Here is a 24,381-nt window from a genome sequence, read left to right on the forward strand (position 1 = left end):
GTGACCCTCGGTGGCGGGCGCACGCCAGCGGTGTGGGGGGCTTTGGGCCAGTTGGCGGGGGCGGGGCGGGTGGCCAACGTACCTCTAGTACGACAGTCCGTGACCGACCGGATACAGCACCTGCGCCGGGTCGTCCGCGCGCTGCACGGCCACCGGGAGCTTCCCGCGCGGGGACACCCGGCCCGCGATCACCCGTGCCGTGGCCCGCAGTTCGACGTCGGTCCAGGAGTAGGACGCCAAGTAGGCGGGGACGGCGGGCAGTTGGGCAACATCGTAGGGGTTGCGGACGGCGACGGCCACGACCGGTGTGCCGGTGGCGACCAGTTGCTCGACCAGGGTCTTCTGCGGATCGGCCGCCGTGACGTTGTAGGTCGCCACCACCACCGCGTCCGCCGCCCGCGCCGCCGCCACGGCCTTGGCGACGGTCTCGGGGGAGGGGGCGGTGCCGGTGGACAGGACGGTCGCGGTGAAGCCCAACTCCCTCAGGGCGGCGGCCAGTACGCCGGTGGGCGGTCCCGTAGTACCGGAGGGGGAGGCCGGGTCGGCGCCGACGACCAGGACGTTGCCGTGCGTACGGCGGGACAGCGGGAGCAGCCCCGCCCGGTTGACCAGCAGGGTGGTGGTGCGTTCGGCGATGCGGTCGGCGGTGGCGAGATGTCCGGCGCTGCCGACCACGAGGTCCACGCCCGCCCGGCTGACATACGGCTCTTCGAAGAGTCCGAGGCGTGACTTGAGCCGCAGTACCCGCAGCACCGACTCGTCGAGCCGCGCCTCCGTCAACTCCCCGTCCCGCACTGCCTTGAGGACGGCGTTCCAGGCGATGTCCAGGGAGGGCGGGTCGAGGAGCTGGTCGACCCCGGCCTTCAGCGCGAGCACCGGCACGCGGTCGTCGCCGTACTTCTGGCGGACGCCCGCCATGCCCAGCGAGTCGGTGACCACGACGCCGTCGTAGCCGAGTTCGCCGCGCAGGACGCCCGTGACGATCGGCTGGGAGAGGGTGGCCGGGTCGCCGGAGTCGTCGAGGGCGGGGACCTTGAGGTGCGCGGTCATGATCGCGTCGATCCCGGCCTTGACGGCGGCCCGGAAGGGAACGGCGTCCAGCTTCCCCCACAGCTCGCGGCTGTGCGTGATGACGGGGAATCCGGTGTGGCTGTCGACGGCGGTGTCCCCGTGCCCGGGGAAGTGCTTGGCGGTCGCCGCGACCCGGCTGCCCTGGTACCCCGTGACCTCGGCGGCGACCAGGCCGGCCACCGCGTCCGGGTCGGCGCCGAAGGACCGTACGCCGATGACCGGGTTGGCCGGGTTGACGTTCACGTCGGCGTCGGGGGAGTAGTCCTGGTTGACGCCCATCGCGCGCAGCTCGGCGCCGGAGATCCGGCCGACCGTGCGGGCGTCGGCGCGGGAGCCGCCGGCGCCGAGCGCCATCGCGCCGGGGAAGAGGGTGGCGGGCTTGCCGATCCGGCAGACGATGCCGTGCTCCTGGTCGGTGGCGATCAGCACGGGCAGCCCGCGCGGCTGGGCCAGGGACGCCTTCTGGATGCCGTTGGAGAGGCCGGCGACCTGGTGCGGGTCGCGGGTGTTGTGCGCCCAGCTGAAGTAGATGATCCCGCCGACCCGGTACTTCGCGATCAGCTCGGCGGCCGTGCGCACCCCGAGCTCACTCAGGTTGGCGTCGACGTCGACTTGGTCGGGGGCGGTGGCGGAGTGGCCGTAGACCCGCGTCACGAAGAGCTGGCCGACCTTCTCCGGCAGCGTCATACGGGAGATCAGCGAGCGGAGTCTCTTGTCGTCGGCGTGTGCGGTGCCGCCGGCCGCGAGGGACGCGGTGACGCCCATGGTCGCGGCGAGGACGGTGCGTCTGGAGGGCACGTGCGCTCCTTCGGGAGGTGATCCGATGAAGGAAACTTCCGAGCTTTCAGCAGTATCCGGGAAGTTTCTGCCAGTCAAGGGAGCGCACAGGGCCTGTCCGGCGGAGCAGGCCGGAGGAAAGGAACGGTACCCATATAGCGCAGGGGAGCGGGGCGTGGTGCGTGCAGCTGCAAGGCGGAGGAGGGAGTCCGACGCGATGCGGGTCCCCCCCCGGTCGAGCGAAGCCGAGACCGGGGAGTCGGCGACCGGCGACAACGCCGCTGGGGGTCCCCCACGCCTTTGAGGCAGTGGGGGAGTGCGTGCCACGCCCCGCGTCTCCGGCATGGTCCGCCGGGCAGGCCCTCAACCCGAGGAGGGGCCGCCATCGGCGCAGTTGGAGGGGGGCGCGCCGATGACGGCCTGCTGCCGGCCGCGGTACGGAGGAGAGGGTTGGTCAGCGTTCGCAGCCAGCAGCGAGGCCGACGCCGTACCGCGGAGACTCGTCCGGCAGCATGCCGGTTGGACGGAGTCGAACGGGCCCGGGTTCCCGTCCGGGGGCCGATTCCCGGAAGTTGGTGAACCGGTGCACAACGGGACGGATGCGGTCACGCACAGGTACGCGCGGGCGAACGGAGGTCGTCCATCCCGTGGACGTCCCGGCGGAGCGGGCGGCCACGGACCGATCATGAGGGCATGACCGTAGTCGACATTCCCGGTTCCAAGTCCGTCACCGCCCGCGCGCTCTTCCTGGCCGCCGCGGCCGACGGCGTCACCACCCTCCGGCGTCCGCTCCGCTCGGACGACACCGAGGGCTTCGCGGAGGGACTGACCCGGCTCGGCTACCGGGTGGGAAGGACCCCGGGCGCCTGGCAGATCGACGGCCGCCCGCAGGGCCCCGCGGTCAGCGAGGCCGACGTGTACTGCCGGGACGGTGCGACGACGGCCCGCTTCCTGCCCACCCTCGCGGCGGCCGGCCGCGGCAGCTTCCGCTTCGACGCGTCCCCGCAGATGCGGCGGCGGCCACTGGGTCCTTTGAGCAAGGCGCTGCGCGACCTGGGTGTGGACCTGCGGCACGAGGAGGCCGAGGGTCACCATCCACTGCGCATCGAGGCGTCCGGTGTCGAGGGCGGCGAGGTGGTGCTCGACGCCGGCCAGTCCTCGCAGTACCTCACCGCCCTGCTCCTGCTCGGCCCGCTGACCAGGAAGGGCCTGCGGATCAGGGTCACGGACCTCGTCTCCGCGCCGTACGTCGAGATCACCGTCGCGATGATGCGGGCGTTCGGGGTGGAGGTCCGCAGGGAGGGCACGGTCTACGTCGTCCCCGCGGGCGGCTACACCGCGACCACCTACGACATCGAGCCGGACGCCTCCACCGCGAGCTACTTCTTCGCGGCGGCGGCCGTCACCGGCGGCGAGGTCACCGTCCCCGGCCTCGGCACCGGCGCGCTCCAGGGCGACCTGGGCTTCGTCGACGTACTGCGCCGCATGGGCGCCGAGGTGACGGCCGACGCGCACGGCACCCGGGTGCGCGGCACCGGCGAACTGCGCGGCCTCACGGTCAACATGCGGGACATCTCGGACACCATGCCGACGCTGGCCGCGATCGCCCCCTTCGCCTCCGGACCGGTCCGTATCGAGGACGTCGGCAACACGCGGGTCAAGGAGTGCGACCGCCTGGAGGCCTGCGCGGAGAACCTCCGGCGGCTGGGCGTGGAGGTGGCGACGGGGGACGACTGGATCGAGATCCGCCCGGGTTCGGAGGCTCCCGCCGGCGCGGAGATCAAGTCCTACGGCGACCATCGCGTCGTCATGTCCTTCGCGGTGACCGGACTGCGGGTGCCGGGTATTTCGTTCGACGACCCGGGGTGCGTACGCAAGACTTTCCCGGCTTTCCACGAGGCGTTCGCCGCGCTGCGGGGGCAGCTGCCGACATGAGGGGATGAGCGTGGGGTTCGAACTGAAGGCACCGGTCCTGACAGGTGAGTCGGTGCGGCTGGAGCCGCTCGACCACCGGCACGCGGCCGACCTGGCGGTGGCGGCGGAGGAGGACCGGGGGTCGTACGCGTTCACCTGGGTGCCGAGGGCGGACCAGGTGTCCGCGTACATCGACGCCCAGCTGGCCCGCGCGGCCACGGGCATGCTCGCGCCGTACGCCCAGATCTCGACGGCGACCGGGCGGGCGGTCGGCGCCACGGCCTACTGGGAACCACGGTCCTGGCTGACGGACGATCAACTCGACGCCGTCGAGGTCGGGTTCACCTGGCTGGCCCGTTCGGCACAGGGCACCGGCATCAACACCGAGGCCAAACTCCTGCTGTTCCGGCACGCCTTCGAGGAGTGGCACGTCTCCCGCGTCGACCTCAAGACCGACGCCCGCAACGAACGCTCCCGCGCCGCGATCCAGCGCGTCGGCGCCCGCTTCGAGGGCGTCCTGCGCAACTGGTCCCGCTCCTGGGCACCGGGCGAGGACGGCCGGCTGCGTGACTCCGCGATCTACTCGATCACGGCCGAGGAGTGGGAGGAGTGCAGGAAGGCGTTGGAGAAGCGGGTGGGACGGGAAGTGTCCACGTCATGACCGCCTACCTCCTCCTCCACGGCTGGCAGAACCACCGCCCCGAGGGCCACTGGCAGCACTGGCTCGCCGACCGGCTGCGCGCACTCGGCCACCAGGTGACGTACCCCCAGCTCCCCGACCCCGACGACCCCGAACTGGACGTATGGCTGGGGGAGTTGCGCCGTCACCTCGACGGTCTCGACGGACCGCGGGTCGTCCTCGCGCACAGCGCCTCCGCCCTGCTGTGGCTGCACGCCGTCGCCCGCGGGGTGGTCCGGGACGGTGACGCGGACCGGGTGCTGCTCGTCGCACCGCCGTCCGCCTCCGTCGTCGTGCAGTATCCCGAGGTCGCCGAATTCGCGCCGCCCACCGGCGAGTTGGCGCTCCCCGGAGCCACCTTGCTGGTCGCCGGCGACGACGACCCGTACTGCCCGGAAGGCGCCCGCACGGTCTTCGGTGACCCGCTCGGCATCCCCACCGAGATCATCCCGGGCGCGGGCCACCTGGACCTGGACGCGGGGTACGGGTCCTGGCCGGCGGTACTGGAGTGGTGCCTGGACGGGACGGCGCGGCTCACGGCTCGTCCGGAGTGACACTCGGAGTGACACCCGCTCCGGCGCGCAGTTCGGGCGTGCCTCTGGCCACGCCCGCCACCGCCAGCACACAGAGCAGGCCGCCGGTGAGCAGGGCCGTCGCGCCGGAGGTCCAGCCCGCGACCAGGCCGCCGCGGAGGTTGCCGAGGTTGGGGCCCGCCTGGCCGACGATCTGTTCGGCGGCCGAGACGCGGCCCAGCAGGGCGTCCGGGGTGTGGGTCTGGATGATCGTGCTGCGGGAGATCACGGACGTGGAGTCGGCGGCGCCGGCCAGGGCGAGGAGGGCGAGACCCGCCCACGGGCTCGTCATCAGCCCGAACGCGGCCAGCGCGGCGCCCCAGGTGCTCGCGCCGAGCAGCATCACCGGGCCGGGCCGGCCGAGCCGGGTGACCGCGCCGGAGAACGCGGACGCGGTGATGCCGCCGACCGAGATCGCCGACAGGAACAGACCCAGGGTGCGCGGACTGCCGCCGAAACGCTCGGAGTTGATCAGCGGGAAGAGGCTGACCGGCATCGCCAGGACCGTCGCGGCCAGGTCGGTCAGCAGCGCGCCGCGCACCACCCGATGGCCGGCCAGGAAACGCAGGCCGTCCAGGACTCCGTGCAGTCCGGCCCGTGACGGCTCGCCCTCGGGCGGCAGCGCGGGCAGGCCGACGGCGCCGTAGAAGGCGACGAGGAAGCTGAGCGCGTCGGCCAGGTAGCAGGCGCCGATGCCGGCCCAGCCGATCAGCAGGCCGCCGAGTGCGGGGCCGACGAGCATCATCGTCGTGAAGGACATCGCGTTGAGGGCCAGGCCCGCCGCCACCTGGTCCTTCGGCAGCAGCCGGGGTATGAACACGCCCGACGCCGGGCCGCCCACCGCGCCGAAGCACGACTGCGCGCCGACCAGCGCCAGCACGCCGAGCACCGGCACGTGACCCGTGAACCCCTGGGCGGCGAGGAGCAGCGAACAGACCGCCTGTCCCACCGTGTTGACGAGGTAGATGCGCCGCCGGTCGCCGCGGTCCACCCACGAACCGGCGAACAGGCCGACGACCACCGTGGGAACGGCGTTCGCCAGCCCGACCGCGCCGGTCCAGACCGTGCTGTGGGTCATGTCCCAGACCTGGTACATGACGGTCACCATGGTCATGAACCCGCCGAGCACGGACACCGTCCGACCGATCAGCAGCCGCCGGAACACCGGGGACGTCCGCAAGGGCCGGACGTCGAGCAACGTACGGGAGAGGCTCATGAGGGCATGACGGGGCACGGGGCGGGTCGCTTGGGCACCGGGGGACCTTATGCGCCGGCCGCCGCAGCGGCGAGCGAATTACGCCGAGTCGTTGAGCAGCCGTGCCAGATGCCGGCGACCGGCGGCCAGCAGTTCGGGGAGCGGCGCGGCGGTCTCGTACCAGCGCTTCTCGTACTCCCAGCAGAGCCAGCCGTCCCAGTCGTGGCGGGTCAGGAGTTCCACGCATTCGGCGAGGGGGAGGACGCCCGCGCCGAGGGGGAGCGGGGTGGTGTCCTCGGGCGATGCGATGTCCTTGACCTGGACGTATCCGAGGTACGGGCCCAGCGCGGCGAGTGTCTCGGCCGGCTGTTCGCCGCCCAGCCAGGTGTGCATGACGTCCCAGAGGGCGCCCACCTGGCGGTGTCCGACCGGGCCGAGCACGCGGAGTGCGTCGGCGCCGGTGCGGTGGGAGTCGTGGGTCTCCAGGAGGATTCGTACGCCCAGATCGGCGCCCCACTCCGCCGCCGTGCCGAGGCGGCGGGCGGCGGTCGCGTCGGCTTCCTCGGGAGGCTGCTCACTGCTGCCGCCGGGAAACACCCGTACGAACGGAGCTCCCAAGTCCCGTGCCAGTTCCAGGAGTTCGCGGATCTCCGTGAGTACGGCGGTGTCGTCGCCCGGCGCGGCCACGCGTGCGTACCCGGCGAGGCCCAGGACTTCGACCCCGGCGGCCTTGAACTCGGCGACCACGTCGGCCCGTTGGGCGGCGTCGATGCCGGGATGGACGGGCTCCTCCGGGTGGGCGCGCAGTTCCACGCCGTGGTAGCCGTGGGTGACGGCGAGGTGGAGCACGTCGGCCACGGGGAGCCCGGGGACGCCGAGGGTGGAGAAGGCGAGCTTCATGGTCACGACACTACTCGTCACTCTCCGGTTCCGTGCAGGTCGAGGCGCCAGTCCTGGCCGACGAGGTCCTGGCCGAAGGAGCGGTGGGGTTTCTCGGCGACGAGGACGAAACCGTGCCGCTGGTAGATGCGGCGGGCGGCGCCGAGGATGTCGTTGGTCCACAGCACGAGGTCGCGGTAGCCGACACCGCGCGCGAACTCGACCACCGCCGAGACGAGTTGGTCCCCGATACGGAGCCCCCGGGCATCCGGCTCGACGAGCAGCAGCCGCAGCCGCGCGGTCCCCGGGGCGTCGTCCCGCACGCACATCACACACCCCACCGGCCGCCCGCCCAGCTCGGCGATCCACACCCGCTCCAGATGCGGGTCGTGGTCCTGGGCGAAGTCGGCGACGATCCGTGCCACGAGCCCTTCGTAGTCGGCGTTGAAGCCGTACTCGGCCGCGTAGAGCGCCGCGTTGCGCTGCACGATCCACCCCAGGTCACCGGGCCCGGGCTCCCGCAGCACGACGTCCTCGGACCGGGGGAGCGGAGACTCGTCCGACAGGAGGGTGCGTACGGTGTGCAGCGCCTCGGAGAGCCGGGGCCGGTCGGCGGCCGGCACGGTCGCGAGCAGCGCGCCGACGGATTCGTCCGCCCGCTCGGCCAGCAGGCCGGCGGTCTCCCGCCCCCGCGCGGTGAGCGTGATCTGCCGCCGCCGCGGATCCCGCCGCGAGGGCGCCCGCTCGATCAGCCCGTCCTGCTCGAACCGGTTCAGGATCCGGCTCAAGTACCCGGCGTCCAGGGACAGTTCGGAACGGAGGTCGGCCGCGTCCGTGTGCGGGGAGTGCGCGAGCTCGTACAGGACACGGGACTCGGTGAGGGTGAAGGGGGCGTAGAGATGGCGGCTGTAGTCGAGGGCGCCGATGACGTTCGTGTAGAAGCGGTTGAAGGCACGGATGTCCTGGACGGTCATGATCAGTCCCCGGTGCTCGCTCAGGGTAGTTGACTCAGTCAGAGGTATTGCGGTTCTGACGGTAGTACCGGGGAGGGGCGCCCGTCCATCGTTCTGCCCCGGAACGGCTCACCGGGGGGCGTCGGATCAGCCGATCCCCCACAGCAGCACGCCCGGGATAGCCACGAGGGCGGCGGTGCCCACCACCGTCAGGCCGAGGAGAAGCGCGGGCAGCAGGATCAGCAGGGTGAACCCGGCGTCGGCCCGCGATCGGGCGCCTTGCTTGCTCCCGGGGGCGACGGTGACCGTCCTGGTCGGCGGGGGCTTCGAGCCGCGCAGCAGCGGACCGGTCAGGTACTCGGACTCCTGACCGTCCAGGCCCGTGTACCGGTACACCCAGGTGCGCGCCATCCGGCCGCTGCTTCCGGGACGCATTTCGGACCTGACGTAGTCGGCCTCCACCTCCACACCCCGGGTGAGGAACGCCCACGGGTCGCGCGCGACCGAGATGACATGACCGGCCAGGTCGACACAGCCCCACCAGGCGAAGAACCCGAAGCAGCTCAGCACGGCGGCCGTGAACCGTCCGGTCGCCAGGACGGCCAGGAAGTTCAGTACGACTACCCCGACCAGTACGCGAAAGCCCAGCTCACCCCGGGTGCGGCGGGCTGGCGGAGCCGCCGCGTGCGGCTCTTCCGTCACGGACGGGACCGCGTCCGCCGCCGGCCGGGCGGCGCGCTGCGCGAGTACGGCGCGTACGAAGGTCTGGGCGGAGCGCCCGCCGCACACCAGCTCGTACCCACCGGGCCGGCCGCGGGCACCGTCGGCGAGCTCGATACGCAGCCGGACCCGCCGGGCGCCGACCGGTTCCGCGGCTGCACGGACGACGGCGAGGTAGGGAATGCGGGTGACGGTGGCCCGCTCCTCCCACACGACACCCTCGGCCGTCAGCCGGGCCACGGCGTCCGGCGACCGCACGATCAGCGTCGGCGGCCCACTCCGCCCCGCACTCGTCATTCCCGGCCCTCTCCTCATGGCTGGAGCGGTACATCGGGCCGATTGTTCTCCGCCGCTCCGAGGCCGTCGACGCCCTGAACCAGCAGAAATGGACGGGGACTTCCTGCTGGAGACCGGAAGCGGTGCCCTTACCCTCGCGACCGGCCCGCGCTACTTCCGAGGCACCCCGGAAGACCCCCGCACCATCAACTCCCCGCGAACCGTCGCGATCCCGCCCGGCGGCGGCTCCTCCCGACCCATTGCGATCCGCCCGGCCCGCGCGCCCGCCTCCGACAGCGGCAACCGCACCGTCGTAAGAGAGGGCACCGCGTCCACGCTGAACGGCAGGTCGTCGAAGCCGGCGACCGAGACGTCGTCCGGGATCCGCCGGCCGGACTCGCGCAGGGCCGCGCACGCGCCCACCGCGACGGAGTCGTTCGCCGCGACCACGGCCGTCAACGACGGGTCGCGGCGCAGGAGTTCGAGGGTCGCCTCGTAGCCGGAGCGGCGGTCGTAGCGTCCGTGCACGGTCCAGCGGGGGTCCTCCGCGATGCCGTGCGCGGTCAGCGCCTCGCGGTGGCCCTCCAGGCGGTGCCGGGTGGTGGTCCGTTCCTCCGGGCCCGCGATGTAGCCGAGCCGCCGGTGGCCGAGGCCGATCAGGTGCTCGGTCAGCTCCCGCCCGCCCCCGCGGTTGTCGAAGGTCAGCGCGAACGCCCCGGTGTCCGGCGCCGGCGGGCGCCCGCACAGCACCACCCGCGTCCCGGCCTCCCCGAGCTTCCGCAGCTTCGCCGCGACGGCGGCCGCGTGCGGCGCGTTCTCCATGGCACCGCCGGTCAGGACGACGGCCGCTGCCCGCTGCCGTTGCAGCAGGGTCAGATAGGTCAGCTCGCGCTCCGGGGAGCCCCCCGTGTTGCACACCACGGCCAGCCGTTCCCCGCCCGCCCGTCCGCCCGGCCCCCCGATCTCCGACTGGATCGCGCTCGCCATGATCCCGAAGAAGGGGTCGGCGATGTCGTTGACCAGGATGCCGACCAGGTCGGAGGTGGCCGCCGCGAGCGCGCTCGCGGGACCGTTGAGGACGTAGTCCAGCTCGTCGACCGCCCGCAGCACACGCTCGCGGGTGGTGGCCGCGACCGGGTAGTTGCCGTTCAGTACGCGCGACACCGTCGCGGGGGAGACCTGGGCGCGGGCCGCCACGTCCGCCAGGGTCACCGTCATGTCGTTCGTCCTCCGGTCGCGCATCTTGTCGTACGCCGTTGTGCACAGGCTGCCCAAAGGAAGCCCCCGTCCGAGCAGACGATAAGGCCATACACCCCCGTCGTTCGCCCCCTCGAACAACTCGACCCCATCACGGTCTTGTACAGACCTATGTGCAAAGGCTAGCTTCTGCATATATAGAAAGCGCTTGCTGCGTTGTTGAGACGTATGTGGACGAAGGGAAACACGTGACACGCAAGACGGTGCGTATCGCCATGAACGGCGTGACGGGGCGCATGGGCTACCGACAGCACCTCGTCCGCTCGATCCTCGCACTGCGGGACCAGGGTGGTCTAGACCTTGGCGACGGAACCGTGCTGTGGCCGGAGCCGATTCTCGTCGGCCGCCGCGAGCACGCGCTGAAGGCGCTTGCCGAGCAGCACGGCCTCGACCCGGCGAACGTCTCCACGGACGTCGACGCGGTCCTCGCCGACCCGACCGTCGAGATCTACTTCGACGCCCAGGTCACCTCGGCCCGCGAGGAGGCGCTGAAGAAGGCGATCGCCGCGGGCAAGCACATCTACACCGAGAAGCCGACCGCGACCGGCCTGGACGGCGCCCTGGAACTGGCCCGCCTCGCCGACGCCGCCGGCATCAAGCACGGCGTCGTCCAGGACAAGCTGTTCCTCCCCGGCCTGCTGAAGCTCAAGCGCCTTATCGACGGCGGCTTCTTCGGCCGGATCCTGTCCATCCGGGGCGAGTTCGGCTACTGGGTCTTCGAGGGCGACTGGCAGTCCGCCCAGCGTCCCTCGTGGAACTACCGCGCCGAGGACGGCGGCGGCATCGTCGTCGACATGTTCCCGCACTGGGAGTACGTCCTCCACGAGCTGTTCGGCCGCGTCAGGTCCGTCCAGGCCATCGCCACCACCCACATCCCGCAGCGCTGGGACGAGAACGGCAAGCCCTACGACGCCACCGCCGACGACGCCGCCTACGGCATCTTCGAGCTCGACAGCGGAGCCATCGCCCAGATCAACTCCTCCTGGGCCGTCCGCGTCAACCGCGACGAACTCGTCGAGTTCCAGGTCGACGGCACGGAAGGCTCGGCCGTCGCGGGCCTGCGCAACTGCCGTGCCCAGCACCGCAGTTCCACCCCCAAGCCGGTGTGGAACCCCGACATCCCAGTCACCGAAGTCTTCCGCGACCAGTGGCAGGAGGTCCCCGACAACGCCGACTTCGACAACGGCTTCAAGGCGCAGTGGGAGCTGTTCCTCCGCCACGTCTACGCCGACGCCCCCTACCACTGGGACCTGCTGGCCGGCGCCCGCGGTGTCCAGCTCGCCGAGCTGGGCCTGAAGTCGTCCGCCGAGGGCCGCCGTCTCGACGTCCCGGAGATCTCGCTGTGACCATCCAACTCCCGGACGCCGGAGGGGTTTTGAGGGCCTACGAGCCCCGGTCCGAACCCCTCACCGTCACCACCGGCACCCCGTTCACCTCTCGTACGGTGTTCTCGGCGGCGCATGTCGTCGCCGACCCCTTCGCCGACACGAGCCCCGACTCGCCCGCCGCCGTCGACTGGGACGCCACCCTCGCCTTCCGCCGCCACCTCTGGTCGCACGGCCTCGGTGTCGCCGAGGCGATGGACACCGCGCAGCGCGGAATGGGCCTGGACTGGGCGGGCGCGGCCGAGCTGATCCGCCGAAGTGCCGCCGAGGCCAAGGCAGTTGGTGGTCGGATCGCGTGCGGTGTCGGCACCGACCAGATCGTCGGCGGCACTCTGGCCGACGTACAGGCCGCGTACGAGGAGCAGTTGGCCCTCGTCGAGGAGTCGGGCGCGCAGGCCATCCTGATGGCGTCCCGCGCGCTCGCGGCCGTCGCGAAGGGCCCCGAGGACTACTTGGAGGTCTACGGCCATCTGCTCCGCCAGGCGTCCGAACCCGTCGTCCTGCACTGGCTGGGCCCGATGTTCGACCCGGCGCTGGAGGGCTACTGGGGCTCGTCCGACCTGGACGCGGCCACCGGCACCTTCCTCGAAGTCATCGCGGCCCACCCCGACAAGGTGGACGGCATCAAGGTGTCGCTCCTGGAGGCTCAGCGGGAGATCGACATCCGGCGCCGACTGCCGCAGGGCGTCCGCTGCTACACCGGCGACGACTTCAACTACCCCGAGCTGATCGCGGGCGACGACCAGGGCTTCAGCCACGCCCTGCTCGGCATCTTCGACCCGCTCGGCCCGCTGGCGGCGGAGGCGGTACGCGTCCTGGACACCGGGAACACGGCCGGTTTCCGCGAACTCCTCGACCCCACCGTCGAGTTGTCCCGCCACCTCTTCCAGACCCCGACCCGCTTCTACAAGACGGGCGTGGTGTTCCTGGCCTGGCTCGCGGGCCACCAGTCGCACTTCACGATGGTCGGCGGCCTCCAGTCGGCCCGCTCCCTCCCGCACTTCGCCCGCGCCTACCAACTCGCCGACGGCCTGGGCCTGTTCCCCGACCCGAAGCTCGCGGAGGAACGGATGAAGAACCTGCTCGCCCTGTACGGAGTGACCCAGTGAGCGATCCGGATCTGTCCCGCTTCTCCATCAACCAGATGACGGTGAAGCAGCTGAGCATGCCCGAACTGGTGGAAGTCTGCCTGGAGTTGGGCGTCCCCGGCGTGGGCCTCTGGCGCGAGCCGGTCCAGTCGTACGGCCTGGACGCCACCGCGAAGCTGGTCCGCGACGCGGGCCTCGTGGTGACAACGTTGTGCAGGGGCGGCTTCTTCACGGCGCTGGACCCGGCCGAGCGCGCCCGCGCCCTGGACGACAACCGCAAGGCCGTCGACGAGGCGGCCACGCTCGGCACGGACACCCTCGTGCTCGTGTCCGGCGGCCTGCCGGTCGGCTCGAAGGACCTGCACGGCGCGCGGGAGCGGATCGCCGACGCGCTGGGCGAGTTGGGGCCCTACGCCGAGGAGCGGGGCGTACGGCTGGCCATCGAGCCGCTGCACCCCATGTTCGCCTCCGACCGCTGCGTGGTCTCGACGCTCACCCAGGCCCTCGACCTCGTCGAGCGCTTCCCCGCGCGGCAGGTCGGCGTCACGGTGGACACGTACCACATCTGGTGGGACGACCAGGCCCCGGCGCAGATCGCCCGGGCGGGCGCGGGCGGCCGTATCCACACCTTCCAACTGGCCGACTGGACCACCCCGTTGCCCGAGGGCGTCCTCAACGGCCGCGGACAGATCGGGGACGGTTCGGTCGACATGCGGGAGTGGAAGTCGTACGTCGAGGCCGCCGGATACACCGGCCCCATCGAGGTCGAACTGTTCAACGACGGCCTGTGGGCCCGGGACGGGCGCGAGGTGCTGGCGGAGACGGCGGCGCGCTTCGTGGAGCACGTGCTCTCATGAGTCCGTGAGCGACTCGAACACGTCACCGGGCCCGCTGGAACGGGCGGACGCGCGCTGGGACTCCCTGACGCGGGCGTCCGCCCAACCCGTGATCGTCCTGGAACGGGTCGCCCGCGCGGCCGGCCGGACGAACTGGTTCGCCTGCCGGACGGCCACCGAATACGACGGGATCGTGTCCGGGTTCCTCCCCGGCAGCAAGGTCAGTGCCTACTTCGACGGCCGTCTGTCCTTCCACCGCTACGACGACTCGGTGCGCGCCGAGATCCTCCGCATCGCGCGCCGGGACCACGACTGCGTGGTGGCCGTCCTCGGGGCGGCCCCTCCGCGGCTGGAGGTGGAGTTCATCGCGGGCGCGGGCGAACTCGACGAGTTCGAGGAGACCCTGGGCGACCTGTCGGAGGTCTGCTTCGGCGCCCATCCCGGGGACGAGAACGACGGTACGAACGCCCTCACCTGGACGGTCCCGGACGCGGACGGGGTCGTCCGGGCGCATCCGCACTGAGGGCCGCGTAGCCGCCCGGCACTGGAAGTTCATCACCGTCAGAGTGTTCTGCCCCGCATCGGCGATTCGTCATGCGGGGCGGTTTCATGTCCGCCGCCGGAATGTGAGAGCCACCTTCACACAGGTCTCTTTAATAAATGAAGATCACGGTGTGTGTAATGGCCGCAATTCCTGTGATTGAGCTGTCGATTCACCTTTTTCGGAGCCTTCCGGAACCGTATCTCCCCAGGTCGTGTCTATAGGATCGTGCTCGCCGCGGGGCCGGGATAAATCCCGGAAACGCGGTTGGCCGGGCTTTCTCTGGCATGAGAGAAGTCTGAGAGTCGCATAAGGGAAGTAATTCTCGGAATCGAACAAGGAGTTATCTGTGAACCTGCGTATCGCCGCCGTCTCCCTGGCTTCCGCCGCGCTCGTCGCCGTCGGCGCCACCGCCGCCGTCGCCGCGCCCGCCCCGGCGCCGAGCATCACGCTCAAGGCCAACCACACCACCGTGAAGCTCGGCGACGTGGTGACCTTCACCGGCAAGTCCGCCGGTCTGAAGGAGGGCTCCAAGGTGGCGCTCCAGGTCAAGTCGGGCGCGACCTGGAAGTCCCTGCCCGTGACCGCCAAGGTCAACCACGGCGCGTACAAGCTGACCGACAAGTTCCAGAAGAAGGGCGTCCAGGTCCTGCGCGTCAAGGACGGCGCCACCGTCTCCAAGCCGGTCTCGGTCACCGTCCGCTGACGCGGACCGACCAGCACTTGACACACCCCTGAGCCCTGCCCCACCCCGTTCGATCCGGGGTGGGGCAGGAGGTCAGGAGTATGCCGTACCCGCCCGCCCTACTTCTTCGCCGCCCGCTTCGTCAGCACCGCCAGCACCACCGGGACCAGCATCTCGACGACCCGCGTGACGGTGGCCGGCGGCAGCCCCGTCTTCTTGGCGACCGCGTTCGCCACCGGCTTGGCCGCCTTGGCCAGCACCCCGGCCATGAGCCCGCCGGTCGCGAAACCGCCCAGCGTGGCCACGCCCTGGAGGGGAGCCTCCTGAGGTGTCTCCACGGTCGCCGCCTCGCCGGACAGCGCCGAGACCGTCGTACCGACGACCTCCCTGGCGCCCGCCTCGTCCGTCCCCAGCAGGCCCGCGATCTCCTGGACCCTGGCATCGCCCAGCTCGTCGAGAACGTCGCCCTGGAAGGCCGTAGCAGAGTCTTCGCTCATGCCTGAAACGCTACGTCTGCCCCGTTTCATCGGCACCTGGAGGCCGGCCGGCGGCCGTTTTGAAAAATTCTCAAGACGGCGTACAACCCTCCCCGCAGTCCGCGGGTCCTACTTGGCATCAGGACTCTTGGAGGGGGATCTGGGGGGATCTTGAGGGGTCCTGATGTTGGAGGGGAATAGCCGAGGGGGCTTGGTCGACGGACCGGGCCCCCTCGAATTTGTGCCCGGTCCGTGGCCGAGAATGACGCTCCCGCGGTGACAGCGGGGAGCGGCCGGATCCATACGTTGTCCAGGGGTGGGTGAGGCCCCAGGCTGCTGCCTGGCGGACGGGGGACGACCGCCGATCCGGGGGGCTCCGTGCTGCGTATCCACTTCACGCCCGACGACCTGACCCGCATCCGGGTGGCGAACGCTCCCGACCCGCTCTGGGAGATCACGTTCAGCCTGCACCGGCTCCAGACCTCGCAGGGCCGCTGGGCCTACGCCGCCTGGCACCGCACCACCCGGGCCGTGCTCACCGGCAGCCGACTGGGCGCGGCCGTCCGCAGGGTGCTCGTCCCGATACTGCCCAGGGCGCGGTACTGGCCCGACTTCCTTTCGCCGCAGGAGTCCGCCGACGGGCTGGAGCAGGGGCTCGCGGCGATCCTCGACACCCCGCCGGCCCGGGTCGCCCACGAGGTGGGCCTGCTGGCGCGGTTCGTCGGCGCCCCCGACTGGGCGCCCCGGCTGACGGAACGCAGGCCGCGCGAGGAACTGGTGCGGGTGCTGCGCGCCTACCACGAAGCCGTCGTGGCACCGCATCAGGACCGGATGTACGAGTCGCTCGCCGGTGAGAGGGTGCTGCTCTCCCGCGCGATCCTCGACGGCGGTGTCGCCGGACTGCTCACCGACCTCTCGCCCGCCATGCGCTGGTGCGCGCCGGTCCTGCACGTCGACTACGTGGAGGACCGCGACCTGTACCTGGACGGGCGCGGACTGCGCCTGGTGCCCTCCTACTTCTGCTGGCAGGCACCGGTGTCGCTGGCCGACCCCGCCATGCAGCCGGTGCTGGTCTATCCCGTGCACAGCACCCGGCTCGCCGCGCCCGCCCGCCCCGAGGCCTCTCTGTCCGCGCTGCTCGGCCGTACGCGGGCCGCCGCGCTGGCGACGCTCGCGCACGGCGCGACCACCTCGGAACTGGCCCGCCGCCTGGGTGTCTCGCCCGCCACGGCCACGCATCACACCACCGTGCTGCGCGACGCCGGCCTGATCATGAGCAAGCGCGCGCAGAACACGGTCCTGCACACCCTCACCCCGCTCGGCGCGGCGATGCTCTACCCGCCGCCACCGGGGCCGCACCTGACGACTTCCGGCCAGCCGTCCCCGTTTCCCCCAGCGGGCGGAACAGCGCCGGCCGTTCCCTTGGCCCCACCCGTCACGCACGTTCCGCCGGAGCGATGAACTCCGGCTCCGGGCCCGGGACTTTCGAGACTGTTCGAAGGTCGTGGTTCGGACGGGACCCACGCTGCGACCGTGTCCGGCGGTACCACACGGGCCGGTCCGTACACCGGCGCCGAACACGAACGAACAGGGGAAACAAGCATGTCGAAGTGGAGCATGAACCGGGCCTTCGTCGCCGGGGCGCTCGTATTCGTATCCGCCGCGACCGGAGTCGCGCTCGCTCCTGCGGCGTCCGCCGCCCCGCAGGCGTGCGTGACCCAGTCACTGACCACCGGGGACTACGAGAGCGTGGGCACGATCCGCTACAAGTCGGCCACCAGTAGCTGCAACGACCTCAACCTCACCTACTCGTACAACACCAACTCCCGCAACTACGACGACTACGCGGGCCGCCTGCGCCGCTCCGACGGCACCTGGTTCACCTGCGCCAAGCGGTACGTCGTCGCCTACGACGGCTACCACAGCGTCACCGACTCGACCTACGCGCTGTGCACCGTCGTCAGCGACAACACGCCCTTCACCGTGGCCAGTCTGCTGGACCCCAGCGACAACGTGTCGATCACCCACTGACCCCGACCCGTGTCTCCCGGAGTGCCGCCGACCGGCGGTGCTCCGGCCCGGCGGAAGGACGGACGTGACCCCGAAGACCCTCGCGCGCGCCGCCATGGCCGTCGCGGCAGCCCTGCTCACCGGCGCGTGCTCGACCGCGGCCGGCTCGACGACGGCCGCCGGGACCCGCGCCTCCGCCCCGGCGCCCGCCCGGCTCACCTACGCCCTCCCGGCGGACCCCGCCCGCATGGTGCTGCCGACCACCGGCGCCGAGTCCCGCTGGACCCAGGGCCTCGACGCCTTCGGACAGCAGGTGGCGCGTTCCGTCGCCGCCGACTGCGCACGCGAGCACGGATTCGCCCTGCCCGAGCAGGTCCCGCCGGCCTTCATCTCGTACTCGAACCTTCCCGATCTGGCCTTCCTGGGCCGCCACGGGTTCGGTCACGGGGCGGAGGTGCCGGGGCCGGGATCGGCTCGGAGCCGGCAACCGGCGGGAAGTCCGGGATCGGTGACGAGCCCCTCCCCGGCGGAGACCCCCGCTCCGTTGGTGAGTCCCGCTCCCACCGAGTCCGGCAGCCCCGCTCCCGCGAAATCCGGCAGCCCCGCCCAGATCCGCGACTGTCAGACGCGGGGCTCGGCGGCGGCTGGGAAGGTGCGGAGCGTCTATCTGCCGCTCCAGAAGCGGTGGTTCGGCGAACTCGCCGCCACCCGCGACGATCCCGCCGCCGAGGCCATCACGGCCCTGCCCCGCTGCCTGGCGAAGCAGGGCTATCGGGTCCGCGACGAGGACGCGTTCTTCTCCCTCGTCGACAGCCGCCTGATGACCGCCTCCTCAGCCGACTTCGCCCGCGTCGACACCACACTCGGCAGCGTCTACGCCACCTGCATGCGCCCGGTCGAAGCCGTACGGGAGCCCGCCCGTCGGGCGCTGCGTGAACGGTTCCTCGCCGACAACGCCCAGGAGATCCGCGCCCTGCGCGCCACCCTCGTCCCCGCACTCCGCCGCGCGGAGAAGGAGTACGGCGTACGGCTGGCCTTCCCCGCGCCGTGACCCCGCGCGGGGTCAGCGGCTCAGAAGAACACCCCGCACCGCAACAGCACATTCGCGTACGGCCGTGCCTCGCCCGTCCGTACGACCAGCCGCGCGCCCGCCGACAGCTCCTTGAGCTTCTCGTGGGGGACGAGGTCGAGGTCGGGGAAGCGGGCGTCGAGGAGGGCGGTGGCGGCCCGGTTGGCGCCGCGGATCTCGCGTGCCGCCGTCGCACCCTCCACCACCAGCTCGGCCAGCAGCCCGTCCAGCACCTCCGCGAAGGACGGCACCCCGGCCCGGAACGCCAGGTCCACCACGCGGGGCCCGGCCGGTATCGGCATCCCGGCGTCGCACACCAGCACCCCGTCCCCGTGCCCCAACTCGGCCAGCGCGCCGGAGAGATGACGGTTGAGAATCCCTGCCTTCTTCACAGCGCGGCGACCTCGTCCGCCGTGGGGAACGACTCCTGCGCGCCCTTCCTGGTGACGGCCGCCGCCCCGACCCGGGCCGCGTACCCCGCTGCCTCCGCCAGGCCGGAGCCCGTGCCGAGCTTCCAGGCCAGCGCCGCGGTGAAGGCATCGCCCGCACCCGTCGTGTCCACGGCGTCCACCTTCACGGACGGCACCCGGGTGACCCCCTCCCGCGAGGCCACCAGCGCGCCCTCCGCGCCCAGCGTCACGACCACCGAACGCGGCCCCTTCGCCAGCAGGATCCGCGCCCAGTCCTCGGGCCGGTCGCTCACACACGCGTCCCCGAGGATCACCTTCGCCTCGTGCTCGTTGACGATCAACGGGTCGCAGGCGGCCAGGACTTCGGAGGGGAGGGGCCGGGGCGGCGACGGGTTCAGTACGAACCTGCTGTCGGGCGCCAGACTCCGTACGACCTCCACGACCGTCTCCAGCGGGATCTCCAGCTGTACGGAGACCACCCGGGAGGCGTGGAAGAGGCACGCGGCGGCCTGGATGTCGACGGGGAACAGCTTCCCGTTGGCCCCGGGCGACACCACGATGCTGTTGTCGCCGGACGGGTCCACCGTGATCAGCGCGACCCCGGTCGGCGCCCCGCCCACCAGCACGCCCACCGTGTCGACCCCGGCGGCCCGCTGCGAGTCCAGCAGCAGCCGGCCGTACGCGTCGTCGCCGACCCGGGCCAGCAGGACCGTACGGGCTCCCAAGCGGGCGGCGGCGACCGCCTGGTTGGCGCCCTTGCCGCCGGGGTGGACGGCCAGGTCGGAACCGAGGACCGTCTCGCCGGCGCCCGGCCGCCGCTCGACGTCGATCACGAGGTCGGCGTTGGCCGATCCGACGACCAGGAGGTCGTAGTCGTACATGAAGTGACTCCCCACAGTGGTGACTTGGCGTGGTGACCGGTCCGCTGTCAGCCGGTGAAACCGGCCACGTTCTCCTGGGTGACCACCTTCACGGGCACCTTCACCGTCGTCTCCACCTTCTTGCCCTGAGCCGCGCGCAGCGCGTTGTCCACGGCGATTTTGCCCAACTGGCTCGGCTGCTGCGCCACGGACGCGTACAACGTGCCCTGCTTTACGGCGGTCAGCCCGTCGGGCGTGCCGTCGAAGCCTACGACCGATACCGACTTGCCCGCCTTGGAACCGAGCGCCTTGATGGCGCCGAGGGCCATCTCGTCGTTGGCCGCGATGACGCCCTGGACGTCGGGGTGCGCCTGGAGCAGGTTCGACATCACGTCGAGGCCCTTGGTGCGGTCGAAGTCGGCCGGCTGCTGGGCGAGGACCTGGATGCCGGGGTAGGCCTTCAGGCCCTTGGCGAAGCCCTCGGCCCGCTCGCGCGCCGCCGAAGTGCCCGCCTGCCCCTGGAGGATGACGATCTTCCCGCTGCCGCCCAGCTTCTCGGCGACGGTCTTGGCGGCGAGTTCACCGCCCACCACGTTGTCGGAGGCGACCAGCGTGTCGACGGTCGCCTTGTTGACGCCTCGGTCGACCGCGATCACCGGGATCTTCGCCTTGTCGGCGGCCTTCACGGAGTTGCTCGCCGCATCCGAGTCCACCGGGTTGACGATGATCGCGCCGTAGTTCGAACTGGTGAAGTTCTGCAGCTGGTTGGCCTGCTGCGAGGCGTCGTTCTGCGCGTCGGTGACCGTCAGGTCAAGGCCCAGCTTCTTCGCCTCCGCCTGCGCACCGGACCGGATCTGCACGAAGAACGGGTTGTTGAGCGTGGAGAGGGAGAGGCCGAGCTTGGGCTTCGACGTCGTGGAGGAGTCGTTGTGCAGGAAGGAGGTCGCGCCCACGATCGCGATGGTGACGACGGCGGCGAGGGCGTACGTGGTCGCCTGCTTGCCCTTGCCGCCACCGCCAACACCCGCACCGGCGGCGGGAGTTGCGCCCGCCTTCCGACGCACGGTGTCGAGCAGGACGGCCAGCGCGATGACGACACCGATCACGACCTGCTGCCAAAAGGCCGACACCGAAAGGAGGTTGAGGCCGTTGCGCAGCACCGCGAGGATCAGCGCGCCGATGAGAGTGCCGGACGCCTTGCCGGTGCCGCCCGCGAGGGAGGCGCCGCCGATGACGACCGCGGCGATGGCGTCCAGCTCATAACCGTCGGCGGCCTGCGGCTGCGCGGAGGAGAGCCGGGAGGCGAGGACGATGCCCGCGGCGGCGGCGAACACGCCGGACAGGGCGTAGATCGCGAGCTTCTGCTTGGAGACGCGCAACCCCGAGAGCCGCGCGGCCTCTTCGTTGCCGCCGATCGCGTACATGGACCGGCCGATATACGTCCGCCCGAGGACGAAGGCCGCGATCAGCCCCATCACGATCATCACCAGGACCGGCACCGGCAGCCAGCCGCCCAGCGTGTCACCGAGGTGCGAGACCGAGTCGGGGAAGGCGATCGGCGAGCCCTGCGAGATCACCAGCGACAGCCCGCGCGCCACCGACAGCATCGCCAACGTCGCGATGAACGGCGGGAGTTTGCCGTAGGCGACGAGGAAACCGTTGACGAGACCGGCCGCGATACCCGTGGCGATCGCGAGGATCACGGCGAGGACCACCGGGACGCCGTGCTGCGTGGCGCTCCACGCGAGCACGGTGGCCGACAGCGCCGCCACCGAACCGACCGACAGGTCGATGCCCGCCGAGACGATCACGAAGGTGACACCGAAGGCGAGGATCGCGGTGACGGCCGCCTGGACACCGACGTTGAGGAGGTTGTCGGTGGTGAGGAAGTCGCCGGAGAGCGCCGACATGGCGATGACGAGGACGATGAGCGCCGTCAACGCGCCGTTGTCCAGGAGCAGTCGGCGGATTCCCGAGGCGCCACTCGCGCCCGGCGTGCTCTTGAGCGTGTCAGTGGCCACGGTGGCCCTCCACAGCGGTAGTTGCTTGAGTCGGTGTGCTGACGGCGAGTGCCATCACGGAGTCCTGCGTGGCCTGTTCGGCGGAGAGCTCGCCCGCGATCCGCCCCTGGGCCATGACCAGCACCCGGTCGCTCATGCCGAGGACTTCCGGCAGATCACTGGAGATCATGAGCACGGCGGCCCCGGCGGCCGTGAGTTCATTGATGAGTTGATAGATCTCGACCTTGGCGCCGACGTCGATCCCGCGCGTCGGCTCGTCGAGGATCAGCACCTTGGTGTCGGCGAGCAGCCACTTGCCGATGACGACCTTCTGCTGGTTGCCACCGGACAACGTCCGTACCTGCTGCCCAAGTCCCGCCATCCGCACGCCCAGTTGCTCGGCGATCCGCGCGGCGGCGGCCCGCTGCCCCTTGAGGTCGACGAGCCCGCCGTGGGTCGCGGCGCGCATGGTGACGAGCCCGAGGTTCTCCTCCACGGACTGGTCGAGGACGAGCCCCTGCCCCTTGCGGTCCTCGGGCACGAGCCCGATCCCTGCGGTCATCGCCGCGTTGACGTCGTGCCCGCGCAGCGCGGAGCCGCCGACCTTCACGGCCCCGTGGTCGTACGGGTCGGCCCCGAAGACGGCCCGTACGACTTCGGTACGACCCGCCCCCACGAGCCCGGCGATCCCGACGACCTCACCGGCCCGCACCTCGAAGCTGATGTCGTGGAAGACACCGTCCCGGGTGAGCCCCTCGACGGAGAGCAACGCGGCGCCGGTGTCGGCCCGTTCACGCGGATACTGCTGCTCGATGGACCGCCCGACCATGAGCCGTACGAGCTCGTCCTCGGGGGTGGAGGCAGGCACCTGCCCCACACTCTTCCCGTCCCGGATGACGGTGACGCGGTCACCGAGGGCGGCGATCTCCTCAAGATGATGGGTGATGAAAACGATCCCGACGCCGTCGGCGCGCAGTTGACGCACGATGGAGAACAGCTTCTCGACCTCTTCGGAGGTCAGCACGGCGGTCGGCTCATCCATGATCAGCACACGCGCGTCGAGACTCAGCGCCTTCGCGATCTCGACCATCTGGAGCCGTGCGATACCGAGTTCACGCACGCGCGCACGCGGCGACACGTTCACGCCCACGCGCTCCAGCAGCACGGCGGCCTCGGCCTCCATCCGCTTCCGGTCGATCATCCCGAGGCGACGCGGTTGCCGCCCCAGGAAGATGTTCTCGGCGACCGTCAGATCTGGAACGAGGTTGAACTCCTGGTAGATGGTGGCGATCCCGAGGTGCGCGGAGTCCTGCGCGCTGTGGATGCGCACCTCCTCGCCGCCGGCCAGGATGCGACCGCCGTCGGGACGGTAGGCGCCGGAGAGCATCTTGATGAGGGTGCTCTTGCCGGCACCGTTCTCACCGAGCAGCACATGGACCTCGCCCCGGCGCAGATCGAAGTCGACGCCGTCCAGCGCGACGACACCGGGGAAGGTCTTGCGGATGCCCTCGATGCGCAGCAACTCGTCGTCGTTGCTCACGACTTGCTCCTTCGAACAGTTCCAACAGTTCCGACAGGGGGTTGCGCGGGACCCGGCTCACCGCACGAGCGCCGCACGACGAGCCGGGCGGGAAGGGTGACGGACTCCGGCACCCGCCCCTCGATCCGGTCGACGAGCGCGCGCACGGCGGCCCGCCCCAGCTCGGGGGTCGGCTGGGCGATCGCGGTGATCGGCGGATCGGTGTGCACGAACCACCGGATGTCGTCGAACGCGGCCAGCGCGAGGTCGTCGGGAACACGAAGCCCACGCGCGCGTACGGCGTCCAGGGCGCCGAGCGCCATCAGGTTGTCGGTGGCGAAGACGACCTCGGGCGGCTCGGCCAGATCGAGAAACCCTTCAGTCACCCGCCGCCCGCTCTCGGCCTGGAAGTCGCCCTGCCCGATGTATTCGTCGGGAAGAGGAATCCCGTACTCGGCGAGCGCGTCCCGGAAGGCGGCGACGCGCTCACTGCCGGTCGTCGTGGCGGCGGGGCCCGCGATGATGGCGAGCCTGCGATGCCCGAGCCCGTGCAGATGCGCGACGAGATCCCTGATGGCGGCGCGTCCGTCGGCCCGCACGACGGGCACGTCGAGCCCCGGGATCCACCGGTCCACGAACACCATCGGCGTGCCGGCCCGCGCGGCGTCCAGCATCCCGGGGGAGCCGCCGTCGGTGGGGGAGACGAGCAGTCCGTCGATACGACGGTCCAGCAGCGTCCGCACGTGGTGGTCCTGGAGCTCCGGCCGCTCGTCGGCGTTGCCGATGATCACGCTGTACCCGAGGGCGCGGGCCTCTTCCTCCACGGAACGGGCCAGCTCGGTGAAGTAAGGGTTCAGCACATCGCTGATGACCAGGCCGAGAGTGCGGGTCTGATCGGTGCGCAGCGACCGGGCGACGGCGTTCGGACGGTAGTCCAGCGCCGTTACGGCGGCCAGGACGCGCGTGCGTGCGTCGTCACTGACCGACGGATGGTCGTTCAGCACCCGCGACACCGTGGCCACGGAGACCCCGGCCTCGGCGGCGACGTCCTTGATGCTCGCCATCGCCGTTCCACCTCCTCGTGGAATCGATTACATGGAGGATTGGAATCGATTACATGGGAGTTAACAAGGGGGTGTGACCGGATTGTGATGTAGGGAGGCGGCCCTGAACGGCAACGCCACTTGATCACAGGACGTCGAATCAGCC

The 24,381-nt window shown here is 71.2% G+C and carries 23 protein-coding genes; 11 read left to right on the forward strand and 12 right to left on the reverse strand.

All coding sequences use genetic code 11. The annotated features are described in order from the left end of the window. Positions 1–84: 84 nt before the first annotated feature. A complete protein-coding gene (locus ACFXC1_RS32745; protein WP_381249496.1) occupies positions 85–1,869 on the reverse strand; it encodes a glycoside hydrolase family 3 protein in 1,785 nt (594 codons plus the stop codon). Between the two features lie 672 nt (positions 1,870–2,541). Between ACFXC1_RS32745 and aroA the strand changes: the two genes are divergently transcribed. From aroA to ACFXC1_RS32760, 3 genes are read left to right on the forward strand one after another with little or no spacing between them, the layout of a single operon-like run. Beyond that, positions 2,542–3,783 (forward strand): 3-phosphoshikimate 1-carboxyvinyltransferase, encoded by a 1,242-nt coding sequence (aroA, locus tag ACFXC1_RS32750; protein ID WP_381249499.1) that lies wholly within the window; start codon positions 2,542–2,544, stop codon positions 3,781–3,783. A gap of 10 nt (positions 3,784–3,793) precedes the next feature. Then, positions 3,794–4,423, forward strand: coding sequence for a GNAT family N-acetyltransferase (locus tag ACFXC1_RS32755; RefSeq protein ID WP_381249502.1), 630 nt, complete (start codon positions 3,794–3,796; stop codon positions 4,421–4,423). Then, a complete protein-coding gene (locus ACFXC1_RS32760) occupies positions 4,420–4,995 on the forward strand; it encodes an RBBP9/YdeN family alpha/beta hydrolase (RefSeq protein ID WP_381249504.1) in 576 nt (191 codons plus the stop codon). Before ACFXC1_RS32755 ends, ACFXC1_RS32760 begins: the two co-directional genes overlap by 4 nt. Here the strand turns inward: ACFXC1_RS32760 and ACFXC1_RS32765 are convergent. The 5 genes from ACFXC1_RS32765 to ACFXC1_RS32785 form a co-directional block, all read right to left on the reverse strand. After that, positions 4,976–6,229, reverse strand: coding sequence for an MFS transporter (locus ACFXC1_RS32765; protein WP_381249507.1), 1,254 nt, complete (start codon positions 6,227–6,229; stop codon positions 4,976–4,978). The two genes, ACFXC1_RS32760 and ACFXC1_RS32765, sit on opposite strands and share 20 nt — an antisense overlap. A 78-nt stretch (positions 6,230–6,307) precedes the next feature. After that, positions 6,308–7,108, reverse strand: a complete 801-nt coding sequence (locus ACFXC1_RS32770; protein ID WP_381249510.1) for a sugar phosphate isomerase/epimerase family protein — start codon at positions 7,106–7,108, stop codon at positions 6,308–6,310. A gap of 17 nt (positions 7,109–7,125) precedes the next feature. Further along, positions 7,126–8,061 carry a bifunctional helix-turn-helix transcriptional regulator/GNAT family N-acetyltransferase gene (locus ACFXC1_RS32775; RefSeq protein ID WP_381249512.1) on the reverse strand — a complete coding sequence of 312 codons (936 nt, stop codon included), beginning with the start codon at positions 8,059–8,061 and terminating at the stop codon, positions 7,126–7,128. Between the two features lie 126 nt (positions 8,062–8,187). Next, on the reverse strand, positions 8,188–9,057 hold the full coding sequence (locus ACFXC1_RS32780) for a hypothetical protein (RefSeq protein ID WP_381249514.1): 870 nt from the start codon (positions 9,055–9,057) through the stop codon (positions 8,188–8,190). 150 nt (positions 9,058–9,207) lie between these two features. Further along, on the reverse strand, positions 9,208–10,254 hold the full coding sequence (locus tag ACFXC1_RS32785; RefSeq protein ID WP_381249516.1) for a LacI family DNA-binding transcriptional regulator: 1,047 nt from the start codon (positions 10,252–10,254) through the stop codon (positions 9,208–9,210). Between the two features lie 227 nt (positions 10,255–10,481). Between ACFXC1_RS32785 and ACFXC1_RS32790 the strand changes: the two genes are divergently transcribed. From ACFXC1_RS32790 to ACFXC1_RS32810, 5 genes are all read left to right on the forward strand, one after another. Then, positions 10,482–11,639 carry a Gfo/Idh/MocA family protein gene (locus tag ACFXC1_RS32790; protein ID WP_381249519.1) on the forward strand — a complete coding sequence of 386 codons (1,158 nt, stop codon included), beginning with the start codon at positions 10,482–10,484 and terminating at the stop codon, positions 11,637–11,639. Then, positions 11,636–12,787 (forward strand): dihydrodipicolinate synthase family protein, encoded by a 1,152-nt coding sequence (locus ACFXC1_RS32795; protein WP_381249522.1) that lies wholly within the window; start codon positions 11,636–11,638, stop codon positions 12,785–12,787. The genes ACFXC1_RS32790 and ACFXC1_RS32795 overlap by 4 nt, the downstream gene beginning before the upstream one ends. A 35-nt stretch (positions 12,788–12,822) precedes the next feature. Further along, entirely contained in the window at positions 12,823–13,623 is an 801-nt protein-coding gene (locus ACFXC1_RS32800; protein ID WP_381249605.1) for a sugar phosphate isomerase/epimerase family protein, read from the forward strand. Positions 13,624–13,627: 4 nt separating this feature from the next. Further along, entirely contained in the window at positions 13,628–14,125 is a 498-nt protein-coding gene (locus tag ACFXC1_RS32805) for a hypothetical protein (RefSeq protein WP_381249525.1), read from the forward strand. Positions 14,126–14,492: 367 nt separating this feature from the next. Further along, on the forward strand, positions 14,493–14,849 hold the full coding sequence (locus ACFXC1_RS32810; protein WP_381249528.1) for a hypothetical protein: 357 nt from the start codon (positions 14,493–14,495) through the stop codon (positions 14,847–14,849). A 98-nt stretch (positions 14,850–14,947) separates the two neighbouring features. Here the strand turns inward: ACFXC1_RS32810 and ACFXC1_RS32815 are convergent, their stop codons facing one another. Then, positions 14,948–15,325: a DUF937 domain-containing protein gene (locus ACFXC1_RS32815; RefSeq protein WP_381249531.1), complete on the reverse strand. Its 378-nt coding sequence runs from the start codon at positions 15,323–15,325 to the stop codon at positions 14,948–14,950. A 357-nt stretch (positions 15,326–15,682) separates the two neighbouring features. Between ACFXC1_RS32815 and ACFXC1_RS32820 the strand changes: the two genes are divergently transcribed. From ACFXC1_RS32820 to ACFXC1_RS32830, 3 genes are all read left to right on the forward strand, one after another. Beyond that, the gene (locus ACFXC1_RS32820) at positions 15,683–16,765 is read left to right on the forward strand and encodes a DUF5937 family protein (RefSeq protein WP_381249534.1); all 1,083 of its coding nucleotides are present in this window, start codon (positions 15,683–15,685) and stop codon (positions 16,763–16,765) included. A 141-nt stretch (positions 16,766–16,906) separates the two neighbouring features. Then, on the forward strand, positions 16,907–17,335 hold the full coding sequence (locus ACFXC1_RS32825; RefSeq protein WP_381249537.1) for a hypothetical protein: 429 nt from the start codon (positions 16,907–16,909) through the stop codon (positions 17,333–17,335). Positions 17,336–17,399: 64 nt separating this feature from the next. Then, positions 17,400–18,365, forward strand: a complete 966-nt coding sequence (locus tag ACFXC1_RS32830; RefSeq protein ID WP_381249540.1) for a hypothetical protein — start codon at positions 17,400–17,402, stop codon at positions 18,363–18,365. Positions 18,366–18,385: 20 nt separating this feature from the next. On the opposite strand, the gene rbsD is transcribed toward ACFXC1_RS32830, so the two are convergent. The 5 genes from rbsD to ACFXC1_RS32855 are packed head-to-tail and all read right to left on the reverse strand — an operon-like array spanning position 18,386 to position 24,236. Next, on the reverse strand, positions 18,386–18,775 hold the full coding sequence (gene rbsD, locus ACFXC1_RS32835; RefSeq protein WP_381249543.1) for a D-ribose pyranase: 390 nt from the start codon (positions 18,773–18,775) through the stop codon (positions 18,386–18,388). Then, positions 18,772–19,674, reverse strand: a complete 903-nt coding sequence (locus ACFXC1_RS32840) for a ribokinase (RefSeq protein ID WP_381249545.1) — start codon at positions 19,672–19,674, stop codon at positions 18,772–18,774. Before ACFXC1_RS32840 ends, rbsD begins: the two co-directional genes overlap by 4 nt. Before the next feature lie 47 nt (positions 19,675–19,721). Beyond that, positions 19,722–21,674, reverse strand: a complete 1,953-nt coding sequence (locus ACFXC1_RS32845; RefSeq protein ID WP_381249548.1) for an ABC transporter permease/substrate-binding protein — start codon at positions 21,672–21,674, stop codon at positions 19,722–19,724. Then, a complete protein-coding gene (locus tag ACFXC1_RS32850) occupies positions 21,664–23,193 on the reverse strand; it encodes a sugar ABC transporter ATP-binding protein (RefSeq protein ID WP_381249550.1) in 1,530 nt (509 codons plus the stop codon). Before ACFXC1_RS32850 ends, ACFXC1_RS32845 begins: the two co-directional genes overlap by 11 nt. Further along, positions 23,190–24,236, reverse strand: a complete 1,047-nt coding sequence (locus ACFXC1_RS32855) for a LacI family DNA-binding transcriptional regulator (protein WP_381249553.1) — start codon at positions 24,234–24,236, stop codon at positions 23,190–23,192. The genes ACFXC1_RS32850 and ACFXC1_RS32855 overlap by 4 nt, the downstream gene beginning before the upstream one ends. Positions 24,237–24,381 lie beyond the last annotated feature (145 nt).

This window comes from Streptomyces hokutonensis, assembly GCF_042751305.1.
Lineage (GTDB): Bacteria > Actinomycetota > Actinomycetes > Streptomycetales > Streptomycetaceae > Streptomyces > Streptomyces hokutonensis_A.